Raw genomic sequence first — 24557 nt, forward strand, 5'->3', positions numbered from 1 at the left:
TTAGAGACGTTCAAAAATCGCCGCAATACCTTGACCACCACCGATACACATGGTGACCAAGGCGTACTTGCCGTTGGTACGTTGCAGTTCATATACTGCTTTGGTCGCAATGAAAGCACCAGAACAACCGACCGGATGACCTAACGCAATCGCGCCACCATTCGGATTGGTTTTATCTAGATCTAATTCCAAACCTTTAGCAACCGACAACGCTTGTGCCGCAAACGCTTCGTTGGATTCGATAACATCCATTTGATCCAGCTTTAAACCAGCTTTTTTCAGCGCCAGTTTCGAGGCAGGAATCGGGCCCTCACCCATGAGGTCATTCGGAACGCCCGCAAGTGCATAAGAAACCAAACGCGCAATGGGCTTGTGACCGGCATTAAGTGCCACATCCGCCGCCGCCAATACGAAGAATGCCGCACCATCATTAATACCAGAAGCGTTACCTGCGGTTACCGTACCGTCTTTTTTGAACGCCGGGCGCATTTTCGCCAACGATTCCAGCGTAGTGCTCGGCTTGAGGTGTTCGTCAGCATCAAAGATTACCTCACCTTTGCGGGTTTTCTTCACGATGGGCACAATTTGTGACGCAAAACGACCCTCTGCTTGCGCCGCCGCCGCACGACGTTGGGATTCCAGCGCGAAAGCATCTTGGTCTTCACGGCTAATATTCCACTTGGTCGCCAAGTTTTCAGCCGTAATACCCATGTGACCGACACCAAACGGGTCAGTCAGCACAGCAACCATGCTATCAATCGCGGTGGTATCGCCCATCCGTGCCCCAGAACGCAGTGCTGGCAACATGTAAGTGCCTTTGGACATCACCTCAACACCGCCGCCGATACCGTAATCGGCATCACCCAGCATGATGTTTTGCGCGGTAGTCACAATGCCCTGCAAACCCGAGGAACACAAACGGCTCACTTGCATTGCCACAGATTCCATCGGCAAACCCGCCTGAATGGACGCTACCCGTGAGACATAGGCGTAACGGGAATCGGTCGGGATACAGTTACCCACGGTCACATAGCTAATTTCCTGAGGATCAACGCCGGAACGGGCAATGGATTCTTTCATGACAACGCCCGCCAGTTCACTGGCATCCATGTCTGCCAATGAACCACCAAAAGCACCAATGGCAGAACGCACTGCACTTAACACGACAACATCTCTACTCATAATTATCTCCTCCAAAGCAAAAAGAACGCTGGCTTGCCAGGCACTTCTACGTGAACCCAGCAATTTCCAAATGAAACAAGCAACGCTAACTGAGATATAATGATTAATTTTTCTAACTGACAGAGCACAAACCATGAGCAGTGATTCTCACAGTACCGCGTCTATCCTAATGGAAGCGCTGCCCTATATCCAGAAATACGCCGGTAAAACCATCGTAGTCAAATACGGTGGCAATGCCATGACCGACCCGGCTTTGCAACAGAGTTTCGCCCGCGACATCGTGCTATTGAAACAGGTCGGTATCAACCCGGTGGTGATCCACGGCGGTGGCCCTCAAATCGGCAACTTGCTGAAACAGATTGGCAAGGAAAGTCATTTCGTTGACGGGATGCGCGTCACCGATGCCGAAACCATGGATGTGGTGCAAATGGTGCTGGGCGGGCTGGTCAACAAACAAATCGTCAGCATGATCAATCAGGCAGGCGGACGCGCCATCGGCTTGACCGGTAAAGACGGCAATATGATCATTGCCCGCAAATTGGTACTGGAACGCAAAGCTCAGGAAAACCAGCCCTCCGAAATCATCGACCTCGGTCACGTGGGTGAAATCACCAACATTGATGCTAGCGTCGTCAGGATGCTGGAAGAAGACCGCTTTATCCCGGTCATTGCCCCGATTGGTGTAGGTGAAGATGGTACCAGCTACAATATTAACGCTGACATTGTGGCCGGGAAAATGGCTGAAGTGCTGAATGCCGAACGCTTGCTACTGCTGACCAATACACCGGGCGTCCTCAATAAGGAAGGGACTTTGCTGGAAGTCTTGAGCCAGCAAGATATTCAGGATCTCATCGCCGATGGTACGATTCAGGGTGGTATGTTACCCAAACTCGCGTGCGCCACGGATGCGATTGCTGCTGGCGCGAAAAGTGCCAGTATTATTGACGGTCGAGTGCCGCACGCAGTACTGCTGGAGTTGTTGACGGATCAAGGTGTTGGGACGATGGTGACACGTTGAGCAATTGACTCAAACGTTCATGATCTTTTTGATAGCGTTGGCGCAGACGATCTTGCTCAGTTTGGTTTTCTTCTAGAGCATCCTCGTAAGCGGCCAACGTACTTTCTGCTTCCGAAATGTAATGATTAAGTTTCTCACGCTGGGCAGCGTCCTCAACCTTACCCAATTGTGTTTTAACTGTCGCCAGCTTGGTCTCCAGTGACTGGCGACGTTCCACAATCGAACGGGTATTCTTGTCCAATACGGCAAGCTTGCTATTAAATACTGCCTCGAGTTCAAGCGTATCCGCATAATTTGCGAGCAAGTGATCATCCTGCTCTTGCTGCTTATTATCCAAAGCATCGCGAAGCTGCGCCAGTGTTTCACTGCGTTTCACGGCGGCAAGGTCTTCAGGAGTAGGAACACCAGGAACTGTTTTAAGCGTAAAACCTTGCCTGTTGAGTTCGCTATGCCCATGTTTTTCAACAGTAGCAGGTACAACATCTGAATAATGAACACCACCGGCATCATCAACCCAACGGTATAAACCCGCCTGCACAGTGCCACTCATCAACAACAGCAAGGCAACGTATATGGCATATAATGTAGCGATCCTAGGCATGACTGATAAAAATCTCATATGATTTAATCCATAATAACTTTTAACATTTATTTAGATAAAAAGCAGAGTCTCCATAGAAGAACGGAGTCATTAGTGCTACAAAATGCAAAATGCCCCCATCGCTGGAGGCATTCTGAGAAGGCATTAATGCTTAAACGACCACTCAGCGCATGGTGTAAAAGGCATCCGGTGCACCACTGGAGCGGATACGCCCCAAATTGGATTTCGCTTCATTTTCACTACTGAACGGCACACGCACCTTGTAAAAGCCGCCAACCTGATCAACTACAGCATTAAACCCCATGGATTGCATTTGGCTACGCATGGATTCAGCCGTACCGCTGCTCTGACTTGCCAATACCTGTACTGCGTAAGATCCTCCTACCGAATTGCTGGCACTACCACCTGAACTTGGCGCATTATAGTCATAGTAACTACCACCAGTATTACTGACAGGTGCAGCCCCGTAACCAGAAGTCGTACCGCCAGTCGGTGCACCGCCCGAACTATAATCATAATAAGAAGGATTAGAGGTTGTAGTAGTATTAGCTGCTGTCCCGGTATTATAACCAGTAGCCGCACCAGCGGTATTGCCACCGTAGGAGTTATAATCACCACCGGTAGTGGCACCTGCCTGAGGCGTAGTGGTCTGTGTAGTAGGTGCGCAACCTGACATCAATGCTACCAACGTTAGCGAGGCAGCGCCCAATTTCATTCTATTTTTCATCGTTAAAGCCCTAAGTAATTATTGTTGTGATAGACAATGGTATGTTTGCAAAGGTTCCAACACAAGAGACCATTATCAAGAAAAATGTTCATAACCACGCCGCTTGTCGGGAAAAGCATAATCTAACCGCAAATCAGACTGCTGTGCGTCAATGTTTCCAATGACTGTCACCCCAATTTGCTGCTTGGAAGCCTCTTCCTGAACCTCAGCTAACAAAGCTGGGGGCAAGGTAAATAACACCTCATAATCATCCCCTCCTCTCAACGCAAAGTCTAGTCTTTGATCAAATGCGACCGTGTTTAGTGCTGAAGAAATTGGCAATAAAGCATGATACAAACAAGCACCAACCCCCGATGCCTGTAACAAATGCCCCAAATCAGCCAACAAACCATCTGAAATATCCATACAAGCGGTTGCCCGACCCCGTAATATAGCACCCAAGGCCAAACGGGGAGTTGGGTAATACAGACGCTGGACGCAGTATTCCGCCGCCGATGCCGTTAATTCCAAACGATTTTGCACAACCGCCAGTCCTGCTGCGGCATCGCCAAGCGTACCCGATACACACACTAGATCACCCGCTTGCGCCCCACTGCGCAACAACGCCACGCCCCGCGCTGCTAGCCCCATCACTTGAATCGTAATGCTCAAAGCCCCACGCGTCGTATCGCCACCTATCAATGAGATATTGTGCTCCTGCGCCAACTCTCTCATTCCACGTGTAAACTCACTAACCCAGCCCCTATCAGCAACAGGCATCGACAAGGCCAAGGTAAACCACGCAGGTTCCGCCCCCATTGCCGCAAGATCACTAAGATTGACAGCCAGTGCTTTGTAACCGACAGCATGTGCTGGGGTTTCCACTGGAAAGTGAATACCCTCATTAAATGTATCTACCGAAATAATCAGCTCATTATTCAGCGGTATATCCAACACCGCCGCATCATCACCAACACCGACACGAACTGTATTTATGGCATCACCCCACAAAAAATATTCGCGAATGAGATCAAATTCCGACATACTACCGACCGTTAATCGTCAAATAATGGACTCTGGCAGATTTTCACAACTCCAGCCAGACGTTTTTAGTCTACATGCTAAACAATGACAATGACACAGCCCCCCCCTATAGGCTCGTACATTATTTTTGCCGGAGCATCAATGAACACAAGTTCAGAACATAAAATTGGGTGTTTACACATAGTAGGGTTGGTATTACTGACGGCATTTATTTCCGTCAGTGTCACGTTGTGGGTAATGCAATATTTTCTGTTCCCCAAACCGTTCAAGCCTGTCACGTTGAATACTCAAGAAACCGCCGTACTGGAACAAAAACTCCAGCGCATTGGCTTGCCTGACCTAATGGAAAAAGCAACTACCGGCAACACAGATTTGACGCCAGAACCCTATACCGAAGTCGGGGCAAAACGTGAAATTGCCCTCACCGAAAAAGAGCTGAATGCTTTACTGGCAAAAAATACCGACATGGGCGAGAAAGCCGTGGTCGACCTTGCCGACAATCTCGCCAGCGCCAAAATCCTACTGCCACTCGACCCAGACTTCCCGTTTATCGGCGGCAAAACCCTCAAAGTGAACGCTGGCATAGAACTCGCCTATGCCAATGCCCAACCCATTGTCAAACTCAAAGGCGTCAGCGTCTGGGGAGTCCCCGTACCTAACGCTTGGCTAGGCAACCTAAAAAACGTTGATCTGGTCAATGAGTTTGGCAGCAATGCTGGTTTCTGGCAGTCATTCGCCGCTGGCGTGGAAGACATCCACGTCCAGGAAGGCAACTTACTCATCAAACTCAAAGAGTAAGCTTCACCTCTTCCTACCTACAACACCGTTCCGCCGCGTGTTGTAGGGTCATACGCCAAGGTCACACCGGACACACTGTAAGCCGCAAACTGTTCCAACAGCGTTTCAGCTTCCGCCCAATACGGGTGCTGTTGCACCTGCGCCAGCGGGGTGAAATGGCGGCTATACAAACGCGCCAAGCGTGCCTGTGCTGCCGGGTCACGGTAATCCGCCAACGCGTCTACCACCGTCACGGCTGCCGCACGGTTATTGCACATCAGTAACTGGTCACAGCCTGCTGCCAAAGCTGCTTGCGCCCGCCCAACAAAATCCCCGGCTGCCGCCGCTGCGGCCATATCCAGCGCATCGCTGAAAATCGCCCCCTGAAACCCCATCTTCCCGCGCAAAATCGTCTGTAACCACGCGCTGGAAAATCCCGCTGGTGCGTCATCCACACAAGGGTAAACCACGTGGGAGGGCATCACCGCTTCCAAGCCCTGAGCGATCAAATGCCCAAACGGCAACATATCTTCCTGCCACAATGTTTCAAAACTGCGCTCGTCACACGGCAAAGCCTCGTGCGAATCGGCCGTCACCCCACCATGACCGGGGAAATGTTTACCGACCGACACCATGCCCGCCAACCGCACACCCTGCATCCACGCCCCGGTCAAATCGCTCACCGTTTGCGCGTGCTCACCAAAGGCACGGTCGCCGATGACCCGACTTAAACCCCGGTCAATATCCAGCACTGGGGCAAAACTGAAATCCACCCCCACCGCCTGCAACTCGGCGGCCATTAACCAGCCCATACGTTGCGCAACCTGACGTGCCGCCACAGGTGACTGTTGGTACAAAGCCGCGTAATACCCCGCTGGTGGCAAACGCTTGAAACCTTCACGGAAACGTTGCACCCGCCCACCTTCTTGATCCACTGCCACCAGCAAATGTGGCTCACGTAGCGCCCGGATACTCGCCGTCAACGCCGCAAGCTGTGCCGGGTTCTGGTAATTACGCGCAAACAGGATCACGCCCCCCACTGCCGGGTGCTGCAATAATTCACGATCTTCGGCACTCAATTCAGTCCCTGCCACATCCAGCATCACTGGCCCCAATGACATCACGCACGCTCCTTTTGTTGAGTATTCATTAATCTGCCGCATCCTGTAACAACTGGCGCACCAGTGCAACTGCCTCGGCAAGATTATCACCCCACGTGATCAAGCCATCCTCATGCCCCAGCATCACAATCGTCTGGCGCGATGGCGACACATCGCGCAGCACTGCCTGCATTGCCTGCGCCATTTGTGGCGTGCCATAGGGAATATCAGCAGACGTACACACCAAACCCAACGCCTGAGCCTGTCGCCAGATCGCCGGGTGATGCCCGTGGATAATCGCTTGCGCTGCTGGCACACACTGATAAAGCGCCGCATGGGTCATGGCTTCGGAAGACGGCTTGCTTGCCCCGCTCGCGTGCAGGTCGTGGCGACCAAGATCGTAAGCCAGCACCTGCGCGTAATGTTGTGCCGTTAAGATGGGCAAATGCCCGGTCTGAGTCCCAGTAATCATAAAAGCATCCGGGTACATCGCCATCACGGTACGCATACTGAGATTGCCATACCCCAGCCCCGCGTAACGGTCAGCATCCTGCCCAATCACGCCCCATTGCCACAGACTCTGACGGCATTGGTTAAGTATCTGCAACCCCGGAAAATCAACGTCAACAATGCTGGGCGTATAGGACAAGGTGAATTTGATGACACCTTCGGCTTCTGGTGTATACATGCGTATTCCTGTTTTGTGGTACTTTCGCGATTATGCAAGCAAACATCCAAACCTTACACCACAGCGAAGACGAATTCGGCTCCATCACCGTCATGGACGATGGCGAATGCCGCTTCCTCTCGTTTGCCCCCAACGACGAACAAAGCCGTTGTTTGAAAGCCACCCCCCACGTACTGCAATACGAATACACCCAAGCCATGTTGCTGGTGCTACTATTTTGCCAACCGAAACGGGTACTGATTCTGGGTCTGGGCGGCGGCAGTCTGGTCACAGCTTTACACCGCCACATTCCCGGCATCCACATCACCGCCGTGGAATTACGCGCCACCGTGATCGAATTGGCACACCGCTATTTCCAGATGCCGCGCAGCAAACGCCTGCAAATCATCCAGCAAGATGCCGACGAATTCTTAAACAGCAATGAGCTGCGCAAGGTCGACGTGGTATTTGCCGACCTTTACCACGGCGACGGCGTGGATCAGGTGCAATTACGCACCGACTTCATCGCCCGCTGTGCCGATGCACTCAAGGAAGATGGCTGGTTGGTGCTGAATTGCTGGACAGAACACCGCGAAGACCCCTTACTGCGCGACGCCTTGCGCCTGCACTTTGCTGACATCCGCACCGTACTCACCGGTAGCAAAAACTGGGTGATTCTGGCGGGCAAAGTACCCGATTTCCAAACCACCCGTTCCTTAAAAGACACTGCCGAACGCCTCACCGCCTCGCTGGGCTTTCCGCTAATGCGTTCACTGATGCGCTCACGGGCATTAGGGGAATAGCCTGTGTTATAGTGTTTGCTCCCTCAACGACAGGAAAAATTCATGCGCAAATTGCCACGCTTGTTACTTACCCTCTGCTTGCTCTACAGCCCGTTTGTACTGGCTGAAACCGTGCTGAAACGCGGTAATGGCACTGAACCGGAAACCCTCGACATCCATAAATCCTCCGGGGTTTCCGAAGCGAATATCCAGCGTGACATGTTTGAAGGACTCGTGACCGAAGACGCATTCGGCAAACTCCAGCCCGGAGTCGCCGAAAAATGGGAAATCAGCGCCGACGGCAAACGCTACACCTTCCACCTGCGTAACGACAGCCAATGGTCAGATGGCACACCCGTCACCGCTGACGATTTCGTCTACGCCTACCGCCGTGCCCTTGACCCGGCAACAGCTTCCGACTACGCCTTCATCCTCTGGTCAATTGCAGGCGCGGAAGCTTTCAGCAAAGGCGAGCAAAAAGACCCAGCACAAATCGGCGTCAAAGCCATTGACCCGCACACGCTGGAAATCAACCTCAAAGCGCCCACGCCCTATTTCCTCGGCATGTTGATGCACCCAATGGCCTACCCCGCCCCCAAGCAAGCCATTGAAAAATCAGGCAAGGACTGGATCAAGCCGGAAAATATCCGCTGCAACGGCGCTTACTGCCTAAGCGAATGGATTCCGCAAGACCACATCAAACTGGTGAAAAACCCGCATTACCGCCGTGCCGCCGAGGTAAATATCGACAGCGTGTACTACATCCCTACCGAAGACCAAAGCAGCGAACTCAAACGTTACCGTGCTGGGGAAATCGACATCACCTACGACGTGCCCGCCGACCAAATCAAAACCGTGGAAAAAGATTTCCCCGCTGAATTCCGCAGCACACCTTACATTGGCACGTATTACTACGCGCTCAATCTGGAAAATCCCGCGTTCAAGGGCAACCCCAAATTGCGCCGCGCCCTGTCACTGGCACTGGATCGCGACATCCTCACCGACAAAATCACCCAATCGGGCGAAATTCCGGCATGGGGCTGGGTTCCACCCGTTGACCACTACACCCAGCAAAACATGGAAGAAAAATCGCTGGATAAAGCCGCCCGCACCCAACTGGCGCAATCGCTGTACGCCGAAAGTGGCTATGGCGCGGACAAACCGCTGGAGCTAGAAATCCTCTACAACACCAGCGACAACAACAAAAAACTCGCCATTGCCATCGCTGCCATGTGGAAACAGGTACTCGGCGTCAAAACCAGCCTGCGTAACGAAGAATGGAAAGTCTACCTCAGCTCACGCAAGCAAAAGCAGTTTCAGGTCGTGCGTTCAAGCTGGGTCGGCGATTACAACGATGCCCACACCTTCCTCAGCCTGTTCAAATCTGATGTGGGTGAAATGAACACCTCCGGTTACAACAACCCCGAATACGACCGCCTGATGCAGGAAGCCGAAACCCAAAGCGACACAAACAAGCGCCGCGAAGCGCTGGAACAGGCCGAACGCATCCTGCTAGCCGATACACCCATCATTCCTATCTACTACAATACCACTCAGCACTTGATCAGCCCAAAACTGAGCGGCTGGGAAAACAACGTGATGGATGTCCATCAAACCCAGTATTTACGATTAAAACCATAACATAACATCGCAGCACCACAATCAAAACCAGAGACCACTACCAAAGGAGACACACATGGCCGACAACAAACAGGCTGCGGATAACCAAGCCGATATCGGTGCGCTAGGCTATGCCTCAGTGACCAAAGAAATGCAGGACAATTTCAAGCAGGTTGAAGAAATCATGTCGGGTTTCAGCAAAGCCCACGAAAACATGAACCTTGACCCCTTCAACCTGAAAACAGCTTACAGTGACTGGGCAGAAGCCATCGCCAAAAACCCGGAAAAGCTCATCGAAACCAATATGGCTTTCTGGCAAAAGTCGATGGAACTGACCCAACAAGCCATGCAAAGCTTCATGAGCGGTCAAGCCGCGCCTAAAGTCATGGAAACAGCCAAATCAGACCGCCGCTTTAGCCATGAAGACTGGGAAAATAAACCCGCCTTCGACATGATCAAACAGTCTTACTTGCTGATGTCCGATTGGACGCGCAAGCTGGTAGCCTCTGCCGAAGGGCTGGATGAGCGTACCGCCGAACGGGTAAAATTTTTCACCGAACGCGGTTTGGATGCTATGTCCCCCACCAATTTCGCCCTGACTAACCCAGCCGTGCTGGAAAAAATCCGCACCACCAAAGGCGCGAATCTGGTACACGGTCTGAAAAACATGCTGGAAGACCTCGAAGCCGGGAATGGCCAACTCCGCATCCGCATGACCGACACCAAAGCCTTCAAACTGGGGGAAAACGTTGCAGCCACACCGGGCAAAGTGGTGTTCCAAAACCGCATGTTCCAGTTGATCCAATACACGCCGAGCACCGAAAAAGTCCTCAAGCGCCCCTTGATGATCGTGCCACCGTGGATCAACAAGTTCTACATTCTCGACCTGCAACCCAAAAACTCCATGCTCAAATGGCTGGTAGATCAAGGCCATACCGTTTACGTGATGTCATGGGTCAACCCGGACGAAACCTACGCTGACACCGGCTTTGAAGACTACCTACAAGCCGTTATCACCGCGATGGATGCGGTGGAGTGCGATACCGGTGAAGCCGATATGAACCTCATCGGCTACTGCATCGGCGGAACCTTGCTGTCTTCCACCCTCGCTTACCTGAAAGCCAAAGGTGATAACCGCGTCAAAAGCGCGACCTTCTTCACCACCATGTTGGACTTTTCCGAACCCGGCGAACTGGGACTGTTCATTGATGAAATCCAAATCAGCAACATCGAAGCCCAAATGAACGAACAGGGTTATCTGGATGGCAGCACTATGTCAGGTGCCTTCAACCTGTTACGTGCTAATGACCTGATCTGGTCGTTCTACGTCAATAACTACCTGTTGGGGAATGACCCGCGCCCGTTTGACTTGCTGTATTGGAACTCAGACTCCACCCGGATGCCTGCCAAAATGCATTCCTGGTATTTGCGCAACCTCTACAAAGACAACAAGCTTTGCCAACCTAAAGCCCTGAGCGTGGAAGGTGTAGAACTAGACCTGAGCACCATTGACGTCCCCGCCTGCTTCATTTCTACCATCGAAGACCACATTGCTCCGTGGAAATCCACCTACGCCGGTGCTCGCTTGTTTGGTGGTGATGTACGTTTCATCCTGGGTGGTTCCGGTCACATTGCGGGTATCGTTAACCCGCCTGCCGCCAACAAGTACAACTACCGTGTCAGCAACGAGCTGCCAGAAAACCCAGATGCTTGGTTAGCAAACACCCAAATCAACGCAGGTTCCTGGTGGCCAGAATGGGATGGCTGGGTACGCACCCTCGCCAACAATGAACAAGTTGATGCCCGTCAACCGGGGTCTGGCAAACTAGCTGTCATTGAAAACGCACCAGGGACTTATGTCAAATCCCGTTTGGGTGAAGCAACTCCTGTATTAGAAGCGACTATCCTGCCGGAGAAAACAGCCCCGGTGGTTGCCACACCACCACAGGCAAGCGTTGCTGAAGCACCTCAAGCCGCTGCTCCTAAAGCAGCACCACAACAAACGGTAGCCAAGAAACCGGTTGCCAAAAAGCCCGCGACACCTAAAAAACCTAAGGTTTAACGTGCAAACCGGGGCAATTCATTTAATGTGATTGCCCCACTGGGTTTGGTTTACGCCACACAAACACCACCCAATAGAACAACGCAGCTACCACCACAAAACTCACCAGACTGGACAGTGGATCAATATTGTCAGCCATGAACAGTGACGGCGCGGGCAACGCTGAATTAGCATAATTCATAATTAACACCGTAAACAGATTATTGGCCGCATGTACCCCAATAGCCAATTCTAACGAATTACTTTTCACCGTAATAATAGCCAGAAATAAGCCCATTAAGAGGTATAACAGAGGAATAAGATACATATCCTCTCCTACTTCAGGGTTAGTCAAGTGCGCAGCCATAAACAGCAAAGAAGAACCCAAGACCGGCACAAAAGCGCGGCGACTCAGTAAACCCAACCCTTGCATGAGGTAACCACGGAACAGTAACTCCTCTGCCGCCGCTTGAAGGGGTGTAATGATCAACGCTATTGGCAAGAAGATCAGGAATTGCTTAGGATCAAAGGTCACTTGATATGCCCCTGGCTTGAACCATGCTTCCCCAGCCGTTGCAATAGCAATCAACACAAAGAAGACCGTAAAACCTTCTAGCATTCGCCTCCAATCGACATTGGCCAAAGGCGTCAGCAAACTGACAAATTGCCGCTGGTGCAGAAAGCGCACGGTTAGGAGCACGCCCACTAGCATGGTCAACAAGGTAAAATTAATGGCTAGGTAGGGCCAAAGACTATCAACACCCGTAAAATGCAACGTATTCAAATCCACGTCAGTGGCGGGGTCATCATCCCCCATCAACATAACCACCATGATTCCCAAAGGAATCGCCCCCAGAATCTGCCAGAAAACGGCAATCAGTAACAAACCTAATACGTAACGCCACCAATGATTTTTACCAAGACCAGCTAGGGTCAGATACTGCGTATTCATTATTTTTCCTTGATTATGCACAAACATGTAACATGTAACATGTATTTGTCTAAGTGTAGTGCATATTCTGGATAGAATGAGCCATTCCAAACAACCATCATTAGGATGAATTGATTAGAAAAGTTGATAAGGTGAATCTATTTAAGGGAGGAACAAGCCCTCAGCAGGGCGCGGCGGGATTCAGCAAGACGATAGTAAACCCGGTTGGCAACCCGATGTGAAGACAACAATCCCTTGTCACGCATTAACCCAAGGTGCTGGGAAATGTTACTCTGTGTTGTGCCGACGCTATCGACAATTTCCTGCACGGTCATTTCGGTGTTTTCCAGTAAACACATGATTTTTAAGCGCAGGGGATGAGAGGCCGCTTTCAGGGAACGGCTCGCGTATTCGATGTCTTCATCTTGTATGGGGACGCCGTTAATAGTGATGCTATGATCTTGATTTTTCATGATTAACCCTACATAAGTTATGTTCCAGAATCTTGGCTAGCGGGTCAAAATTTTGTAGATTAGAATATTAGAATAAACTTAAGTTTAGGTGCTTTCAGGCAATTTGTCACTTTTAATTCGGAAAAGATCATCATTGTATGTTGCAGTATGTCGTCAAACGCTTGCTGGGTGCGCTTCCCACCCTGCTAGTCATCATCACCTTAGCGTTCTTTTTAATCAGAATGGCACCGGGTGGACCATTTGACCGGGAGCGGGCGATTCCGCCGGAAATTGCCGCCAATATTGAACGCGCCTACCACCTCGACCAGCCGCTGGTGGTGCAATACGGCTATTACCTGCTGAATGTGGTGCAGGGGGATTTTGGCCCCTCCTTCAAATACAAGGATCACACGGTCAGCAGCTTAATTGCGCAAGGCTTTCCGGTATCGCTGCAACTGGGGCTGTTTGCCATGCTGCTGGCCTTGCTGGTGGGGATTCCGGCGGGAATGTTGGCGGCATTGCACCAGAACCGCCCGCTGGATCATGCGGTGATGGCGGTGGCAATGACCGGGATCACCATCCCCAACTTTGTAATGGCACCGCTGCTGGCGTTGGTGTTTGGGGTATTCCTGCACTGGCTGCCGGTGGCGGGTTGGGATGCTGGCTGGAAATCGGCCGTGCTGCCGGTGATTGCGCTGGCCTTGCCGCAGATTGCTTACGCCGCACGGATGATGCGTGCCAGTATGCTGGAAACGTTATCCAGCCCGCATATCCGCACCGCGTTTGCCAAGGGTTTGCCGATGCGCCTGATTCTGTGGCGGCATGTGCTGAAAGGTGCGTTGCTGCCGGTGATTTCCTGGCTGGGGCCTGCGACGGCGGCCATTATTACCGGGTCGGTGGTCATCGAACAGATTTTCGGGATTCCGGGTATCGGGCGGCATTTTGTGCAAGGGGCGTTGAACCGCGATTATACGCTGGTGATGGGCGTGGTGGTGTTCTACGGGGCGTTGATTATCCTGATGAATTTGCTAGTGGATGTGATTTACGGGCTGATTGACCCAAGGGTGCGTTATGAATAGTTGGTGGGGCAAGGCGTGGCGGCGGTTGTTGCGCAATAAAATGGCGGTTGGCAGTGCGTTGGTGTTAATGGCGATTGCGTTATTGTGCCTGTTGGGACCCTTGTTCAGCCCGCACCCGTTTGATGAAATTTACTGGGATAGCATGGGCATTCCGCCAAACTGGAGCGCAGGCTTTTATTTCGGCACGGATGCGAACGGGCGTGATTTATTTGTGCGCACCTTGGTCGGGGGACAAATTTCGTTAATGGTGGGGTTGGCGGCGACTTCGGTGAGCTTGCTGATTGGGGTGTTGTACGGGGCAACGGCGGGTTATCTAGGCGGGCGCACCGATGCCTTGATGATGCGTTTTGTGGATGTGTTGTATGCCCTGCCCTTCATGTTTTTTGTGATTTTGCTGATGGTGTATTTCGGGCGCAGTATTTTCCTGATCTTCGTGGCGATTGGTGCGGTGGAATGGCTGACGATGGCGCGGATCGTGCGCGGGCAAGCTTTGTCGCTGAAAGGCCGTTCATTTGTGGAAGCGGCACGGGTCAGCGGGGTGAGCCATTTCGGGATTATTCGCCGCCATATTGTGCCGAATACGCTGGGGTCGGTGATTGTGTATGCGACGCTGACCGTGCCACAGGTGATTTTGTTTGAGTCGTTTTTGAGCTTTTTGGGGCTGGGGGTGCAGGAGCCGCTGACCAGTTGGGGCGTGTTGATTGCGGAAGGCGCTGCGCAGATGGAAACCGCGCCGTGGATGTTGCTGTTTCCGGCAGGATTTCTGGCAATAACCTTGTTCTGTCTCAACTTTTTGGGGGATGGGTTGCGGGATGCATTAGACCCGAAAAGTATTTGAGTATCCAGCGCGAGCCGCTTGCCCTATAATTTTCGCCCCATGACCCAATAAGGATTCCCCCGTGATGCTCTACCCTGCCAGCACCCAAAGCCTACTTGACGAAGCAACTGCCTTTACCGGACGTGGTTTCGACATTGTGTTTGATGACAGTTTGCCCGTTGATTCCAGTGTGCGTATCGGCGGGCGCGAAGGCCGTGACAACCATGAAATCGTGCTGCGTCGGCCGGGAGATGAAAATAACTACCTGATCGCGTGGCAAGCCGCTTTCGTGCTGCACCAATATCGCACTCCAGAAACCGAGCACGCCAACTTGAAACCGAATGCGGCTTACCTCGCCAGCATCAAGAATGAACTGCTGTCGATGCACCCCAGCATTCCCCTGTCGCAACGCGAAGCCTTCACCGATCACGTCATCGGCGGGGTGCTAACACAGTTGCGCTCGGTACCCACCGGAATGCTGATTGATTTCCAACTGCACCGCGACTATGCGGAACTGCACGCTGTTCAACAACACTCTCTCACCCAGCAAGTCGTGGAACATATCGCTTGTTTGCAACTGACGCCGGAGATGTTCCCACGTACCTTGGTTCGTGCCAATCAGGTGATGAATGCGGCGCAAGCGCTGATGGTCGCTGAGTTATTCGACATCCCCGGTCTGTTTGAGCCTTACCGCACCGTCGGCATGGAAGCCGCTGCCGCTCTGTTACTGGAACCGTGTATGCAACAGATTTTCGACGGCACCACTGACCGTGAGCTGGTTGACTCTTGGAGCAGAACACTGGGACTGGAGAAGTGGTATCGGTGGGTTTAGAAGCACCGGCGGTTACATAGGACGCCCCGCCACGTCGTTATGGTGATCACCGTCACGGCGATCCCCTTCCTGTGGCGGTAGATCCTGTGGTGGCTCAAATACCGGCGGTGGATTTTGTCCCAAATCCACCCCGTCACTCACTAAATCCTTGGTAATATCACTGCCAGTCACCCCAGCCAATGTCCCGATCAGGCGAGCACGCGTGTAATCCTTGAGCTTTCCACCCAGGCTTTCACACAGGCTGTTGGCGAGCAGGAAACGTTGAGTCGCCTCCAGCTTGCCGTGGAACAGCTCAAGTTGAGCTTGAGTCTTGCCGTACAACATGAAGTTGACCCCACCAATAAATCCGGACACCGCACCACCCACCCCGCAGACGAGCGCCTGATCAACAGCCGTACCATTGGTGAAAATCAGAAACCCAATCGCTAACAAGAAAAAAATCAGCCCAATCACACTGGCAATCAAGGCCCAGCGAAAACTACGGTTTGCCTGAGACAGGGATAGCTGATAGTAGCTGGATAGTAAGTCCAACTGACTAATGGCGATTTCCTTGACATCATCTTTGTCGGCATCGGACAAGCGCTTCAGGATCTGCTCCTGCTTGACACTGATGACGCTCTCATTGATGGCGTTACTGTTGGAAGTGTTCATATGATGGCAGCCTCTAGGTTATCATGCTTAGCATTATAGCTTAATCAAGGTGATCACTGTGTTACTCATCGAATCACTGTCCATTTGCTTCAACACCCCGGAAGGCCAAGTCGAGGCCGTGCGCGGGGTAGATTTGCAACTCGCCGCAGGTGAAACACTTGCTATCGTGGGTGAATCTGGGGCGGGAAAAAGCCAGTGCTTCCACGCAGTGATGGGGTTATTACCACGCAATGCCCACGCCAGCGGCAGTGTAACCTTTGCCGGAACAGCATTGCTCAACCAGCCAGCGCGTGTGTTGAATCAGTACCGGGGTAAGCGTATGGCGATGATATTTCAAGACCCAATGACCGCACTCAACCCACTGCTCACCATCGGGCGGCAACTCACCGAAGTGCTGGAAGTGCACCAAGGCATGAACGCGAAGCAAGCACAGCATCACACCATCGCCATGCTGGAGCAGGTACGCATTCCCGATGCCTCTCGGCGTTTCCACAGCTATCCACACGAACTTTCCGGCGGAATGCGCCAACGGGTGATGATAGCCATGGCATTGCTGTGCGAGCCGGAACTGCTGATTGCCGACGAGCCGACTACTGCGCTGGATGTAACGGTACAATCAGAAATCATGGCACTACTGCGCGACATCCGCGCCCAACATGAAATGGCGGTAGTGCTGATTACCCATGACCTGCCACTGGCAGGCGGTCTGTGTGATCGGGTAGCGGTGATGCGCCACGGGCAGGTAGTGGAAACCGGCGAAGTCAACGCCCTGTTCCAGCAGCCGCAACACCCTTACACTCGCACCCTGTTGCAAGCCGCACGGCACTGAACATTTCACCTAGATAACAGTCTGATAGTAGGGCTATACCAGATATAACAAAGGGGGCTACCTTATGAGTACATCAACTTACCGCACATCGGCATGGCTATTGTTTATTGCCAGCCTATTTCCTGCCAGTGGCTGTGCCGCTACAACATCTGCCAATGTATTCGCGGCACTCTGGCAACCGGGCTGGACGTGTGGGCAGGCGGCCAGCGTCAACAAAGCCTTCCTGCGCTCCCTGACCGAGCGTAATGCCTTACATGGTTATGCTTTGAATGGCATTCCCGTACCTATTTTACTGGGGCAGAATCCCGAACAGTCGGGCGCTATCCTGTTCGTCAAACACGAGGGGAAGTGGCAAGCTTACCCAATTGCCGACGGCAGCGTGGTATTGGCAGCGTACAGCACCCCAGCATTTAACCGCCTGATGCTGTTTGCCACCGGTGGACGTGAAGGGCCAGGCAACGACTATCTGCTGTTGTATGGCAAAAACCAACTCAGTGAATTTGGCTGTGCCAACGCTCCCTTCCCAGCAGAATTGAGCCGCCCTGATTGGGGCAATGCTTACCCAGGTCTACACGATTTCAATATGAACACCCAAGGCGTAGGCACCTTGATCACTGCCGCGAATATTGTAGAAGGCAAAACTGAGCACAAACACTGGTATCAATACACTACGCGTGATTGGGGGAGGAGCTGGGGCGAGCCACTCAACCTACAATCCATGCCGCCACCCAAGCAAGGCATATTCCTGCCGCTTCAGGAAGTTCCTGCATCACCGTGGTTGTTGAATAGCTTGATGAACAGCAAGCCATAACGGTTTTTGCTACTATGCGCCTTTTCCACGGCGACTCTTCACCATGCTACTGGATTTCAGCGTATCCCAGACTTTGATTGTGTGCCTGTTGTTTGTATGGGCAGGTTTTGTACGGACTGGCTTAGGCTTCGGCGGGGCGGCGCTGGGCTTGCCCTTAATGCTGTTTCTCAATCATGACCCGCTATTGTGGCTGCCCATTATTGGCACGCACCTGTTGTTCTTTTCAGGCTTAACCCTCAGCCAGCGGCTGCACAATGTCGATTGGGCTTATTTGCGGCATTCGGCGGTTTACATTATTCCGCCTGCTATTATCGGGGTGTTTGGTCTGGTGAGCCTGCCGACTTTGTGGCTGAATGTGTTCATTTATTCGGTCAGCCTATTCTACGGCATTATCTGGATGTTAAACCGCAGCATCGAGAGCCACGGGGGGTGGGTCGATAAACTGTTGCTGATGTTGGGTGGCTACGTGGCGGGCACATCGCTGACCGGTGCGCCCTTGATGGTGGCGGTTTACATGCGTCATGTTGCCAAGGAAAAGCTGCGGGATACGCTGTTCGTGCTGTGGTTTGTACTGGTCAGCCTCAAGATGACCACCTTCCTTGCCCTGTCGGTTGAGATGCATTTCATCACGGCATTATGGCTGATCCCGGTGGCGGCTATCGGGCATGTGTTAGGCTTGAAAACACACGCGGCCATTACCCGTAACGACATTACCTTCAAGCGCTGGATAGGTGGCGGGCTGGCTATTGTCAGCACATTGGGGCTGCTGGATTTAGTGTATTAAACCCTGTTGTGCAAACACATTGAGTAAGTGCTTAACGTTATTACTGATTTCCTTTTCCAGCCCCTTACCACTGGTTTGCGCCTGCTTGCCACCGGGGATGGGCAAGTTTCCGGCGATTACCTCAGCAATCAGGTAACTGACCAATTCCGGGACAGTGCGGCTACCATCCAGCTCCTGTAACAAGCGACTCGAAAAGTTGTCCAGGCTCAACGCCTGATGGCGGATACTCGCCACACTTTCCCAACCTTGCGCCGCCTGTAAACGTGCCAACGCAGTCGCTTGCGGGTATTCAGGCCATTCGGGGTGCTGCAAACAGGGTATTACCTGCGCGTATACTGCCCGGTAACTATACAGGCTGAACAACTCACTCACCAACTCGCTACGCGCTGCGGCAAATGCCTTACCCCCTGCTTCCCGTACCTTGGTGGCGGCATTGACGTACAATTCATCAAAATCCGGGGTGTATGGGTGTACGTCCTGTAAATACAATAACGCCGCCTTACTCAACGGATGAGTGACGCTCAATTCAGTATTATCTGAGGTTAGGAAGGTGCTGGGCTTGGTATTATTGAGGTTTTCCTTACCCTTGAGACGTAAATTCGCGCTGTAAAAATACGCAGTAAACACGTCAATATCAATAGCACGTTCCAGCGGTAAATCGGCACGACACAACACACTCTTGCGGAAAGCACGCATTTGCACAAAATCCATCCACTGCTCATGCTGCAAGGGGTCTTCAATATCGGCAAGGGCTGTTTGAGCAGGCTGACTCAGCGTGGTATCGAACAGGGTATGCAGGTCGGTTTCACACACGTATTGCAACTCATGCCGCCCAGCATCCGCGAGGAATTCACTGAACAGGAAAGCATTGTTTTCACCCGCCAAATACTCGTGCAACAAGTAACTGGGGTGAGCCGCCAATAAATAGGTAATTTCTTTTTGCACATAACGCTGGCTGTCAGCTTCCGCCGCTTGCAAAGCCTGTTGCAAGCGTTCCAGCGCAGCAATGGCGGTGTTGTACTTAGCTGCTGCACCCGTTACCTCACGAGTAGCGTGCAGCAACAGGTCACGCAAACTGCCACGCATTCGCCAGCCGGGGAGTACGTTGTAACTGATGTAGGCAAGCCCATGCGGTGTCAGGCAATCCCGCACCAATTGCAGAATTTTTTCGCGTACAACCGGTGGAACCCACGAATACACGCCATGTGCAATGATGTAATCGAACTGACCGATCCGAGCTGGGTCGAGTTCGAGAATGTCACCCACTTCCAGCCGGATATTGGGCAAAACCAGCGTGCTGACAATTCGTTGACCAATCTCCACTTGGGCAGCGGAAAGCTCTACGCCCACAAATGCACTTTGCGGCAAATGCCAAGCCATTGGGATAAGGTTGCCGCCGGTTGCAGAACCCAATTCCAGCACCCGACACTGCTGCGGGGATGCGGTCTGGATGCCAAACAAACGCCCTAATGCCGCCAGATTACCGGGATGCGTTTCGGGGAATGGGTTGGTTTCGTAAGTCAGTTCGTCGTAAAAATCGACCATGCAAGCAAATCCCCGTTATTCATCTCATCAGCGCACAGGCAATGCCACGACCATCCTAAACTCCAGACGCGCATTACCAGCATCTTTTAACCAAAAATTCTGCACCGCCAGTTGATGCGTTGCTGTATGGGTAAATTGCATCACATAGCTATCATTCACACCAGACTCATCAACACGCGTGGGGGTTGATGATGCACTCCACGCCGTAGCACCATTGCCCAGATTAACGATATACGCCATACCATCATGACCATTCAGACGGTTATCAATCAGCAATTCTGCCAATTTTTTCTGCATGACAGGATCATCAACGCTATCAAAATAACCATCAGCACCGTACTCCAGATTCCCCAATACATCATAAAGCAGCTCCCCCTGTACCTCTGGATTAGCCGCTAACTTGTACGGGAACACCAATAAGGTTGCCGCTAAAAATGTTAGCATTAAGCCTGTCAGTGCAATCCCCAAAGCAAAATGACGGGCAATGTGAGGCTTAACCGTTAGCCGTCTTTGCATGTTATTCCAACCTTTTTCTAAACACTCGAATCTTTTGATTATAGATCAGAATAAGAAAAATGAATTGAAACTGAACGAGATCACCCTGTCAAAGTTCACTGACTCCGATAAACGGCATCTAAATAGTGATAAACGGCAAATATTCCCATCGCCTCCCCCCCTAATGGGCGTCCAGCACGGTCACGATTATTCCAGGCCATCACATCAAAATGCGCCCATAGAATATTTTTAGGCACGAATTCATTCAAAAACAAGGCCGCTGTAATCGCACCACCGTAACTACCACCACTATTGGTAAAATCAGCACAACGGCTTTTCAGTTGCTCAAAGTAAGCTTTATGGAGAGGCAAATTCCAGATTAACTCTTCAGACGTTTCTGATACCGCTTGCAGCTTTTCCGTCAATGCCTTGTTATTGCTGAAGAAAACTGGGATTTCCGTGCCAAGCGCCACCCGCGCTGCCCCCGTCAGGGTCGCAAAGTCCAGCAGCAAATCAGGTTTATGGCTCACCGCATCCGCTAAAGCATCGCACAGCACCAAACGCCCTTCGGCATCGGTATTATCCACCTCGACCGACTTACCCGCACGAGTAGCCAAAATATCACCGGGACGGAAAGCATCGCCACCAATGGCATTATCAACCGCAGGAATCAGCACCCGCAGCTGCACAGGCAATTGCAGCTGCATAATCAATTGTGCCAAACCTAGGACATGGGCTGCACCACCCATATCCTTTTTCATAAAACGCATGTATTGCGAAGGTTTAATATCCAACCCACCCGTATCGAAACATACACCCTTACCCACCAGCGTTACTGCCGGATGCTCAGGGTTTCCCCAGCGCAAGCTCAGCAAGCGCGGGGCATGTTTACTGGCACGTCCTACCGCGTGGATGGCAGGGTAGTTTTGCACCAGCAAATCATCACCCACTACTTCACGGAAATCTGCTCCAAAGGCCTTTGCCAACTGCGCGGTGGCGGCTGACAAATGCTCCGGCATCATGTGATTAGCAGGCTGGTTGATCAGATCACGTACCAACGTCACCGCTTGCACAAACGCTTTTGCACGCTCCTGCTGAGCACTTACCACGTACAGCACAGGTCTGGCCTTATTATCCGGCTTGGTGTACTGCTCAAAGCGGTAATAACCCAAGCCCCAACCAATACTGGCCTGCAACGTTTCAGCTTCTGACCAATCAGCAACCAAATGGTAATGCCCACGTGGCAACTTGCCAGGCAGTGCCGCCACGGCCCAACGCACACCTTCCTCGGCATCATAGCCAGCCAACACCTTGCTGATGCCGCCTTTCCCGTCGGGTAACATACAAAACTGCCCCGATTTCGCATTAAAATCATGCAACATCGCCCACTGGTATTCGGTGGCTGGCAGCGAATCTGCCAGCACCCGCCACTGCTGTGGGGTTAAGGGATACAGCGCTATTGAATCCGCCGGTTTTTCTTGTGTATACATTAACATCCCCCTTAACGCTTACAACCATCCCACCAGCACGGCGTGCTACGGATAAAGTCCAGCAATGCTTGGTACTTCGGCGCTTGGCTAGTCGGTTGAGTAATGTACTCTTTGGTTCCCCACGGGCCATGCTTGGTAAACATACGTGGTGCGGTGTAGTGCATGAATAATGTACCACCTTCAGCTTTCCAGCCACTCAACAAACGCGCATAAACATCACGCATACGCGGGTCACGGTTAGCCGCAAACAGCATTGGGTTCGGCATTTCATCATCGGTTTTGGTTTTGAAATCGGCCAAACCTTGCCCTGCCTCATACGCAACCAACTGCAAACCGTATTTATCGGTAATGGCTTTCTGCATCCGCACATAACCCAGTTCTTTTTCGAGGGAGTGGCGATATACCGGGTTATTCATCAGGTCGAAGGCTTGATCCACACTTCTGACATCACGAATTTCAGCATGACCACCAAATACATAAGGGCCAATCGCAAATGCATCAGCATGTTTGTAAGCATCTTTGTGGGTCAACACTACTTCCGTCAATTTATCATTCACCGTCCAGCCCGAGAGGATGCGCACCAAACGTTGTGGCCCACCATAAACACTTTCCCAGATATTGAAGATCTCAACCGAACGTTGCGAATAATAGCGATAGCCTGCCCGTACTGCATTGGTATCCAGCCCCAATCTCATGCCCATGTCGATCATATAACCGCCCTGAGAAAAGATTGTGTTCCACGTTTCGTTGCTGTATTCGATGTGCGGCTTGAGGTTGCTGTTCAAATGCTGCTTCACGTAGGTGGCAAACTCACGCACATAATTATCATCGGCTGCATGAGGAATCGTAAACCACGGATCAGCATTTAAACGATTCGCCAGCTCCACTTGAATTTCCAGTGGTGCACCGCGTGAACCTTCTTTACCACCCCAGACGGCTTTGCTAGGGGTATGACGGTCAGACCATGCACGCTCGGTACTGCGGGTAACACCACTAAAATTCATGAAACGAATCGAGCGGAAATCTTTCATGAAGTTCATGAAATCAGGGTTGAAAATAATGCTGTTTGCATTTTCAACAAACGACTGATAATTCCCACCACAAGCTGCGGCTGAAGCAACCCGCTGGAACGGGTTACTCGCACAAATACCACCCGGTGGCAGAATGCGAATATTACGCACATAATTCTGTGGGTTACTGCGGGTAATCAAGAGCGAAGCATTCAGGATACCGTCACTGCCAGCGTCGAGGTTAATCAGGTCAACACCCGGTTTATGTTCTGTTAAGGTGGCATCATTCATGTATTGAATGTCACCTTCACCGTCATACAATACGGTGTAAGTTCCGCCCGGAATAACCGCAGCAGGCAAATTGGAGAGAAAACGTGTGCCAGCCTGCCCACCGTTCAGATTCGCAGGCCAACCATTAACATCATAAGTAACATTCCCTTTAGTCAACCACGGGCTGGCCTCAGCAAATGGCATCGCTGCTCGCATGAGATCAAGGAAAGGCATACTGGCATCACTCTCCATGACCTCGTTGGTATTCATACCCAACGGCGAAGCTGAATTTCCAGTAGACAGTGCACCTTTAGCGCCTGCAAATGAGGTTGTTGAGGGTGTAGTACCACAACCTGTTAGGCTCAGTGACAAAACGCCACTCATGATCATCCATTTGCTCAATTTGGCCAGCATAGATAGTCCTTTCATCAATTATTACTTGTGATTTCACAGTGTGTTCAGAGTCTAGCACGGGGTTTGCGCTAGATGCGACGAATATGCTTTGCCTGTGTGGGGCACACCCATTACAATTGCGCCCTCATTACAGCTTTAACCTTTTATTGGAGTATCCACATGGCTATCGAACAAACCATTTCCATTATCAAACCTGATGCCGTTGCTAAAAACGTGATCGGTCAAATCTACAGCCGCTTTGAAAATGCTGGCCTGAAAATCGTTGCTGCCAAAATGGTACACCTGAGCCAAGAACGCGCTGAAGGTTTCTACGCTGTCCATAAAGAGCGTCCTTTCTTTGCTGATCTGGTTGCATTCATGACGTCAGGCCCTGTCATGGTTCAAGTATTGGAAGGCGAAAATGCTGTCACTAAAAACCGTGAACTAATGGGTGCTACTAACCCTAAGAATGCAGACGCTGGTACAATCCGTGCAGACTTCGCTGATTCCATTGACGAAAATGCTGTTCACGGCTCAGATAGCCTGGAAAATGCGCAAATCGAAATTGCTTACTTCTTCGGTGCAGAAGGTCTGTGCCCACGCACTCGTTAAAATAGTACTTATTTCAAG

General features: G+C 51.6%; 25 protein-coding genes. 12 read left to right on the forward strand and 13 right to left on the reverse strand.

Going from position 1 to position 24557, the window contains the following annotated elements; all coding sequences use genetic code 11:
* A complete protein-coding gene (locus Q394_RS0100445; protein WP_028487541.1) occupies window positions 1-1182 on the reverse strand; it encodes an acetyl-CoA C-acyltransferase family protein in 1182 nt (393 codons plus the stop codon).
* 133 nt (window positions 1183-1315) lie between these two features.
* On the opposite strand from Q394_RS0100445, the gene argB reads away from it, so the two are divergent.
* Complete coding sequence (argB, locus tag Q394_RS0100450; protein WP_028487542.1) at window positions 1316-2200, forward strand: acetylglutamate kinase; 885 nt, start codon at window positions 1316-1318, stop codon at window positions 2198-2200.
* On the opposite strand, the gene Q394_RS21810 is transcribed toward argB, so the two are convergent.
* The 3 genes from Q394_RS21810 to thiL all read right to left on the reverse strand — a co-directional run bounded on the left by Q394_RS21810 (window position 2121) and on the right by thiL (window position 4551).
* Window positions 2121-2801, reverse strand: a complete 681-nt coding sequence (locus Q394_RS21810; protein WP_169735866.1) for a DUF4124 domain-containing protein — start codon at window positions 2799-2801, stop codon at window positions 2121-2123. The genes argB and Q394_RS21810 overlap by 80 nt on opposite strands.
* A gap of 163 nt (window positions 2802-2964) precedes the next feature.
* Entirely contained in the window at window positions 2965-3528 is a 564-nt protein-coding gene (locus Q394_RS0100460) for an SPOR domain-containing protein (RefSeq protein ID WP_084260290.1), read from the reverse strand.
* A gap of 75 nt (window positions 3529-3603) precedes the next feature.
* Window positions 3604-4551 (reverse strand): thiamine-phosphate kinase, encoded by a 948-nt coding sequence (thiL, locus tag Q394_RS0100465; RefSeq protein ID WP_028487544.1) that lies wholly within the window; start codon window positions 4549-4551, stop codon window positions 3604-3606.
* Between the two features lie 141 nt (window positions 4552-4692).
* Between thiL and Q394_RS0100470 the strand changes: the two genes are divergently transcribed.
* Window positions 4693-5349: a hypothetical protein gene (locus Q394_RS0100470; protein WP_028487545.1), complete on the forward strand. Its 657-nt coding sequence runs from the start codon at window positions 4693-4695 to the stop codon at window positions 5347-5349.
* Window positions 5350-5366: 17 nt separating this feature from the next.
* Here the strand turns inward: Q394_RS0100470 and nagZ are convergent, their stop codons facing one another.
* Both nagZ and Q394_RS0100480 read right to left on the reverse strand, forming a co-directional pair.
* Window positions 5367-6449 (reverse strand): beta-N-acetylhexosaminidase, encoded by a 1083-nt coding sequence (gene nagZ / locus Q394_RS0100475; protein WP_028487546.1) that lies wholly within the window; start codon window positions 6447-6449, stop codon window positions 5367-5369.
* 28 nt (window positions 6450-6477) lie between these two features.
* Window positions 6478-7116, reverse strand: a complete 639-nt coding sequence (locus Q394_RS0100480; protein WP_028487547.1) for a class II aldolase/adducin family protein — start codon at window positions 7114-7116, stop codon at window positions 6478-6480.
* 32 nt (window positions 7117-7148) lie between these two features.
* On the opposite strand from Q394_RS0100480, the gene Q394_RS0100485 reads away from it, so the two are divergent.
* The 3 genes from Q394_RS0100485 to Q394_RS18545 are packed head-to-tail and all read left to right on the forward strand — an operon-like array spanning window position 7149 to window position 11559.
* The gene (locus tag Q394_RS0100485; protein ID WP_038139984.1) at window positions 7149-7898 is read left to right on the forward strand and encodes a spermidine synthase; all 750 of its coding nucleotides are present in this window, start codon (window positions 7149-7151) and stop codon (window positions 7896-7898) included.
* Window positions 7899-7940: 42 nt separating this feature from the next.
* Window positions 7941-9518, forward strand: a complete 1578-nt coding sequence (locus Q394_RS0100490; protein WP_028487549.1) for a peptide ABC transporter substrate-binding protein — start codon at window positions 7941-7943, stop codon at window positions 9516-9518.
* A 55-nt stretch (window positions 9519-9573) separates the two neighbouring features.
* Window positions 9574-11559 carry a PHA/PHB synthase family protein gene (locus Q394_RS18545; protein ID WP_084260291.1) on the forward strand — a complete coding sequence of 662 codons (1986 nt, stop codon included), beginning with the start codon at window positions 9574-9576 and terminating at the stop codon, window positions 11557-11559.
* A 22-nt stretch (window positions 11560-11581) separates the two neighbouring features.
* Here Q394_RS18545 and Q394_RS0100500 read toward each other — a convergent pair whose 3' ends face one another.
* Together Q394_RS0100500 and Q394_RS18550 are read right to left on the reverse strand one after the other, a co-directional pair.
* The gene (locus Q394_RS0100500; RefSeq protein ID WP_028487550.1) at window positions 11582-12490 is read right to left on the reverse strand and encodes a CPBP family intramembrane glutamic endopeptidase; all 909 of its coding nucleotides are present in this window, start codon (window positions 12488-12490) and stop codon (window positions 11582-11584) included.
* Between the two features lie 137 nt (window positions 12491-12627).
* A complete protein-coding gene (locus tag Q394_RS18550; protein WP_051542552.1) occupies window positions 12628-12942 on the reverse strand; it encodes an ArsR/SmtB family transcription factor in 315 nt (104 codons plus the stop codon).
* Window positions 12943-13079: 137 nt separating this feature from the next.
* Between Q394_RS18550 and oppB the strand changes: the two genes are divergently transcribed.
* From oppB to Q394_RS0100520, 3 genes are all read left to right on the forward strand, one after another.
* The gene (gene oppB / locus Q394_RS0100510) at window positions 13080-14000 is read left to right on the forward strand and encodes an oligopeptide ABC transporter permease OppB (RefSeq protein WP_028487551.1); all 921 of its coding nucleotides are present in this window, start codon (window positions 13080-13082) and stop codon (window positions 13998-14000) included.
* On the forward strand, window positions 13993-14838 hold the full coding sequence (locus Q394_RS0100515) for an ABC transporter permease subunit (protein ID WP_028487552.1): 846 nt from the start codon (window positions 13993-13995) through the stop codon (window positions 14836-14838). The genes oppB and Q394_RS0100515 overlap by 8 nt, the downstream gene beginning before the upstream one ends.
* Before the next feature lie 64 nt (window positions 14839-14902).
* A complete protein-coding gene (locus tag Q394_RS0100520) occupies window positions 14903-15649 on the forward strand; it encodes a hypothetical protein (protein WP_084260293.1) in 747 nt (248 codons plus the stop codon).
* Between the two features lie 12 nt (window positions 15650-15661).
* Here Q394_RS0100520 and Q394_RS0100525 read toward each other — a convergent pair whose 3' ends face one another.
* Window positions 15662-16300: a TRADD-N-associated membrane domain-containing protein gene (locus Q394_RS0100525; protein WP_028487554.1), complete on the reverse strand. Its 639-nt coding sequence runs from the start codon at window positions 16298-16300 to the stop codon at window positions 15662-15664.
* Between the two features lie 58 nt (window positions 16301-16358).
* Here Q394_RS0100525 and Q394_RS18555 point away from each other — a divergent pair, with 58 nt between their 5' ends.
* From Q394_RS18555 to Q394_RS0100540, 3 genes are all read left to right on the forward strand, one after another.
* Window positions 16359-17129, forward strand: a complete 771-nt coding sequence (locus Q394_RS18555; protein ID WP_051542554.1) for an ATP-binding cassette domain-containing protein — start codon at window positions 16359-16361, stop codon at window positions 17127-17129.
* A 64-nt stretch (window positions 17130-17193) separates the two neighbouring features.
* On the forward strand, window positions 17194-17940 hold the full coding sequence (locus Q394_RS0100535) for a hypothetical protein (RefSeq protein ID WP_028487555.1): 747 nt from the start codon (window positions 17194-17196) through the stop codon (window positions 17938-17940).
* Window positions 17941-17983: 43 nt separating this feature from the next.
* Complete coding sequence (locus tag Q394_RS0100540; protein ID WP_028487556.1) at window positions 17984-18724, forward strand: TSUP family transporter; 741 nt, start codon at window positions 17984-17986, stop codon at window positions 18722-18724.
* Here the strand turns inward: Q394_RS0100540 and Q394_RS0100545 are convergent.
* From Q394_RS0100545 to Q394_RS18560, 4 genes are all read right to left on the reverse strand, one after another.
* A complete protein-coding gene (locus Q394_RS0100545) occupies window positions 18713-20269 on the reverse strand; it encodes a methyltransferase regulatory domain-containing protein (RefSeq protein WP_028487557.1) in 1557 nt (518 codons plus the stop codon). The genes Q394_RS0100540 and Q394_RS0100545 overlap by 12 nt on opposite strands.
* A gap of 27 nt (window positions 20270-20296) precedes the next feature.
* On the reverse strand, window positions 20297-20785 hold the full coding sequence (locus Q394_RS0100550; RefSeq protein ID WP_028487558.1) for a hypothetical protein: 489 nt from the start codon (window positions 20783-20785) through the stop codon (window positions 20297-20299).
* 95 nt (window positions 20786-20880) lie between these two features.
* The gene (locus Q394_RS0100555) at window positions 20881-22254 is read right to left on the reverse strand and encodes a leucyl aminopeptidase family protein (RefSeq protein ID WP_028487559.1); all 1374 of its coding nucleotides are present in this window, start codon (window positions 22252-22254) and stop codon (window positions 20881-20883) included.
* Window positions 22255-22265: 11 nt separating this feature from the next.
* Window positions 22266-23948 carry a hypothetical protein gene (locus Q394_RS18560; RefSeq protein ID WP_038139985.1) on the reverse strand — a complete coding sequence of 561 codons (1683 nt, stop codon included), beginning with the start codon at window positions 23946-23948 and terminating at the stop codon, window positions 22266-22268.
* A 159-nt stretch (window positions 23949-24107) separates the two neighbouring features.
* Here Q394_RS18560 and ndk point away from each other — a divergent pair, with 159 nt between their 5' ends.
* The gene (ndk, locus tag Q394_RS0100565; protein WP_028487560.1) at window positions 24108-24539 is read left to right on the forward strand and encodes a nucleoside-diphosphate kinase; all 432 of its coding nucleotides are present in this window, start codon (window positions 24108-24110) and stop codon (window positions 24537-24539) included.
* The last annotated feature ends 18 nt before the right edge of the window (window positions 24540-24557 follow it).

The organism is Thiothrix lacustris DSM 21227 (assembly GCF_000621325.1).
GTDB classification, from domain to species: Bacteria; Pseudomonadota; Gammaproteobacteria; order Thiotrichales; family Thiotrichaceae; genus Thiothrix; species Thiothrix lacustris.

Excerpts from the sequence above, each read along its gene's own strand:
- Q394_RS0100500 (WP_028487550.1), bottom strand. The coding sequence starts at position 12,490 with ATGAATACGCAGTATCTGACCCTAGCTGGTCTTGGTAAAAATCATTGG.
- Q394_RS0100555 (WP_028487559.1), bottom strand. The coding sequence starts at position 22,254 with ATGTATACACAAGAAAAACCGGCGGATTCAATAGCGCTGTATCCCTTA.
- Q394_RS0100445 (WP_028487541.1), bottom strand. The coding sequence starts at position 1,182 with ATGAGTAGAGATGTTGTCGTGTTAAGTGCAGTGCGTTCTGCCATTGGT.
- Q394_RS18560 (WP_038139985.1), bottom strand. The coding sequence starts at position 23,948 with ATGCTGGCCAAATTGAGCAAATGGATGATCATGAGTGGCGTTTTGTCA.
- Q394_RS18550 (WP_051542552.1), bottom strand. The coding sequence starts at position 12,942 with ATGAAAAATCAAGATCATAGCATCACTATTAACGGCGTCCCCATACAA.
- Q394_RS0100460 (WP_084260290.1), bottom strand. The coding sequence starts at position 3,528 with ATGAAAAATAGAATGAAATTGGGCGCTGCCTCGCTAACGTTGGTAGCA.
- Q394_RS0100545 (WP_028487557.1), bottom strand. The coding sequence starts at position 20,269 with ATGGTCGATTTTTACGACGAACTGACTTACGAAACCAACCCATTCCCC.
- Q394_RS0100520 (WP_084260293.1), top strand. The coding sequence starts at position 14,903 with ATGCTCTACCCTGCCAGCACCCAAAGCCTACTTGACGAAGCAACTGCC.
- Q394_RS0100480 (WP_028487547.1), bottom strand. The coding sequence starts at position 7,116 with ATGTATACACCAGAAGCCGAAGGTGTCATCAAATTCACCTTGTCCTAT.
- Q394_RS0100540 (WP_028487556.1), top strand. The coding sequence starts at position 17,984 with ATGCTACTGGATTTCAGCGTATCCCAGACTTTGATTGTGTGCCTGTTG.
- Q394_RS0100535 (WP_028487555.1), top strand. The coding sequence starts at position 17,194 with ATGAGTACATCAACTTACCGCACATCGGCATGGCTATTGTTTATTGCC.
- ndk (WP_028487560.1), top strand. The coding sequence starts at position 24,108 with ATGGCTATCGAACAAACCATTTCCATTATCAAACCTGATGCCGTTGCT.
- thiL (WP_028487544.1), bottom strand. The coding sequence starts at position 4,551 with ATGTCGGAATTTGATCTCATTCGCGAATATTTTTTGTGGGGTGATGCC.
- oppB (WP_028487551.1), top strand. The coding sequence starts at position 13,080 with ATGTTGCAGTATGTCGTCAAACGCTTGCTGGGTGCGCTTCCCACCCTG.
- Q394_RS0100485 (WP_038139984.1), top strand. The coding sequence starts at position 7,149 with ATGCAAGCAAACATCCAAACCTTACACCACAGCGAAGACGAATTCGGC.
- Q394_RS0100550 (WP_028487558.1), bottom strand. The coding sequence starts at position 20,785 with ATGCAAAGACGGCTAACGGTTAAGCCTCACATTGCCCGTCATTTTGCT.
- Q394_RS0100525 (WP_028487554.1), bottom strand. The coding sequence starts at position 16,300 with ATGAACACTTCCAACAGTAACGCCATCAATGAGAGCGTCATCAGTGTC.
- Q394_RS0100515 (WP_028487552.1), top strand. The coding sequence starts at position 13,993 with ATGAATAGTTGGTGGGGCAAGGCGTGGCGGCGGTTGTTGCGCAATAAA.
- Q394_RS0100470 (WP_028487545.1), top strand. The coding sequence starts at position 4,693 with ATGAACACAAGTTCAGAACATAAAATTGGGTGTTTACACATAGTAGGG.
- argB (WP_028487542.1), top strand. The coding sequence starts at position 1,316 with ATGAGCAGTGATTCTCACAGTACCGCGTCTATCCTAATGGAAGCGCTG.
- Q394_RS18545 (WP_084260291.1), top strand. The coding sequence starts at position 9,574 with ATGGCCGACAACAAACAGGCTGCGGATAACCAAGCCGATATCGGTGCG.
- Q394_RS21810 (WP_169735866.1), bottom strand. The coding sequence starts at position 2,801 with ATGCCTAGGATCGCTACATTATATGCCATATACGTTGCCTTGCTGTTG.
- Q394_RS0100490 (WP_028487549.1), top strand. The coding sequence starts at position 7,941 with ATGCGCAAATTGCCACGCTTGTTACTTACCCTCTGCTTGCTCTACAGC.
- nagZ (WP_028487546.1), bottom strand. The coding sequence starts at position 6,449 with ATGTCATTGGGGCCAGTGATGCTGGATGTGGCAGGGACTGAATTGAGT.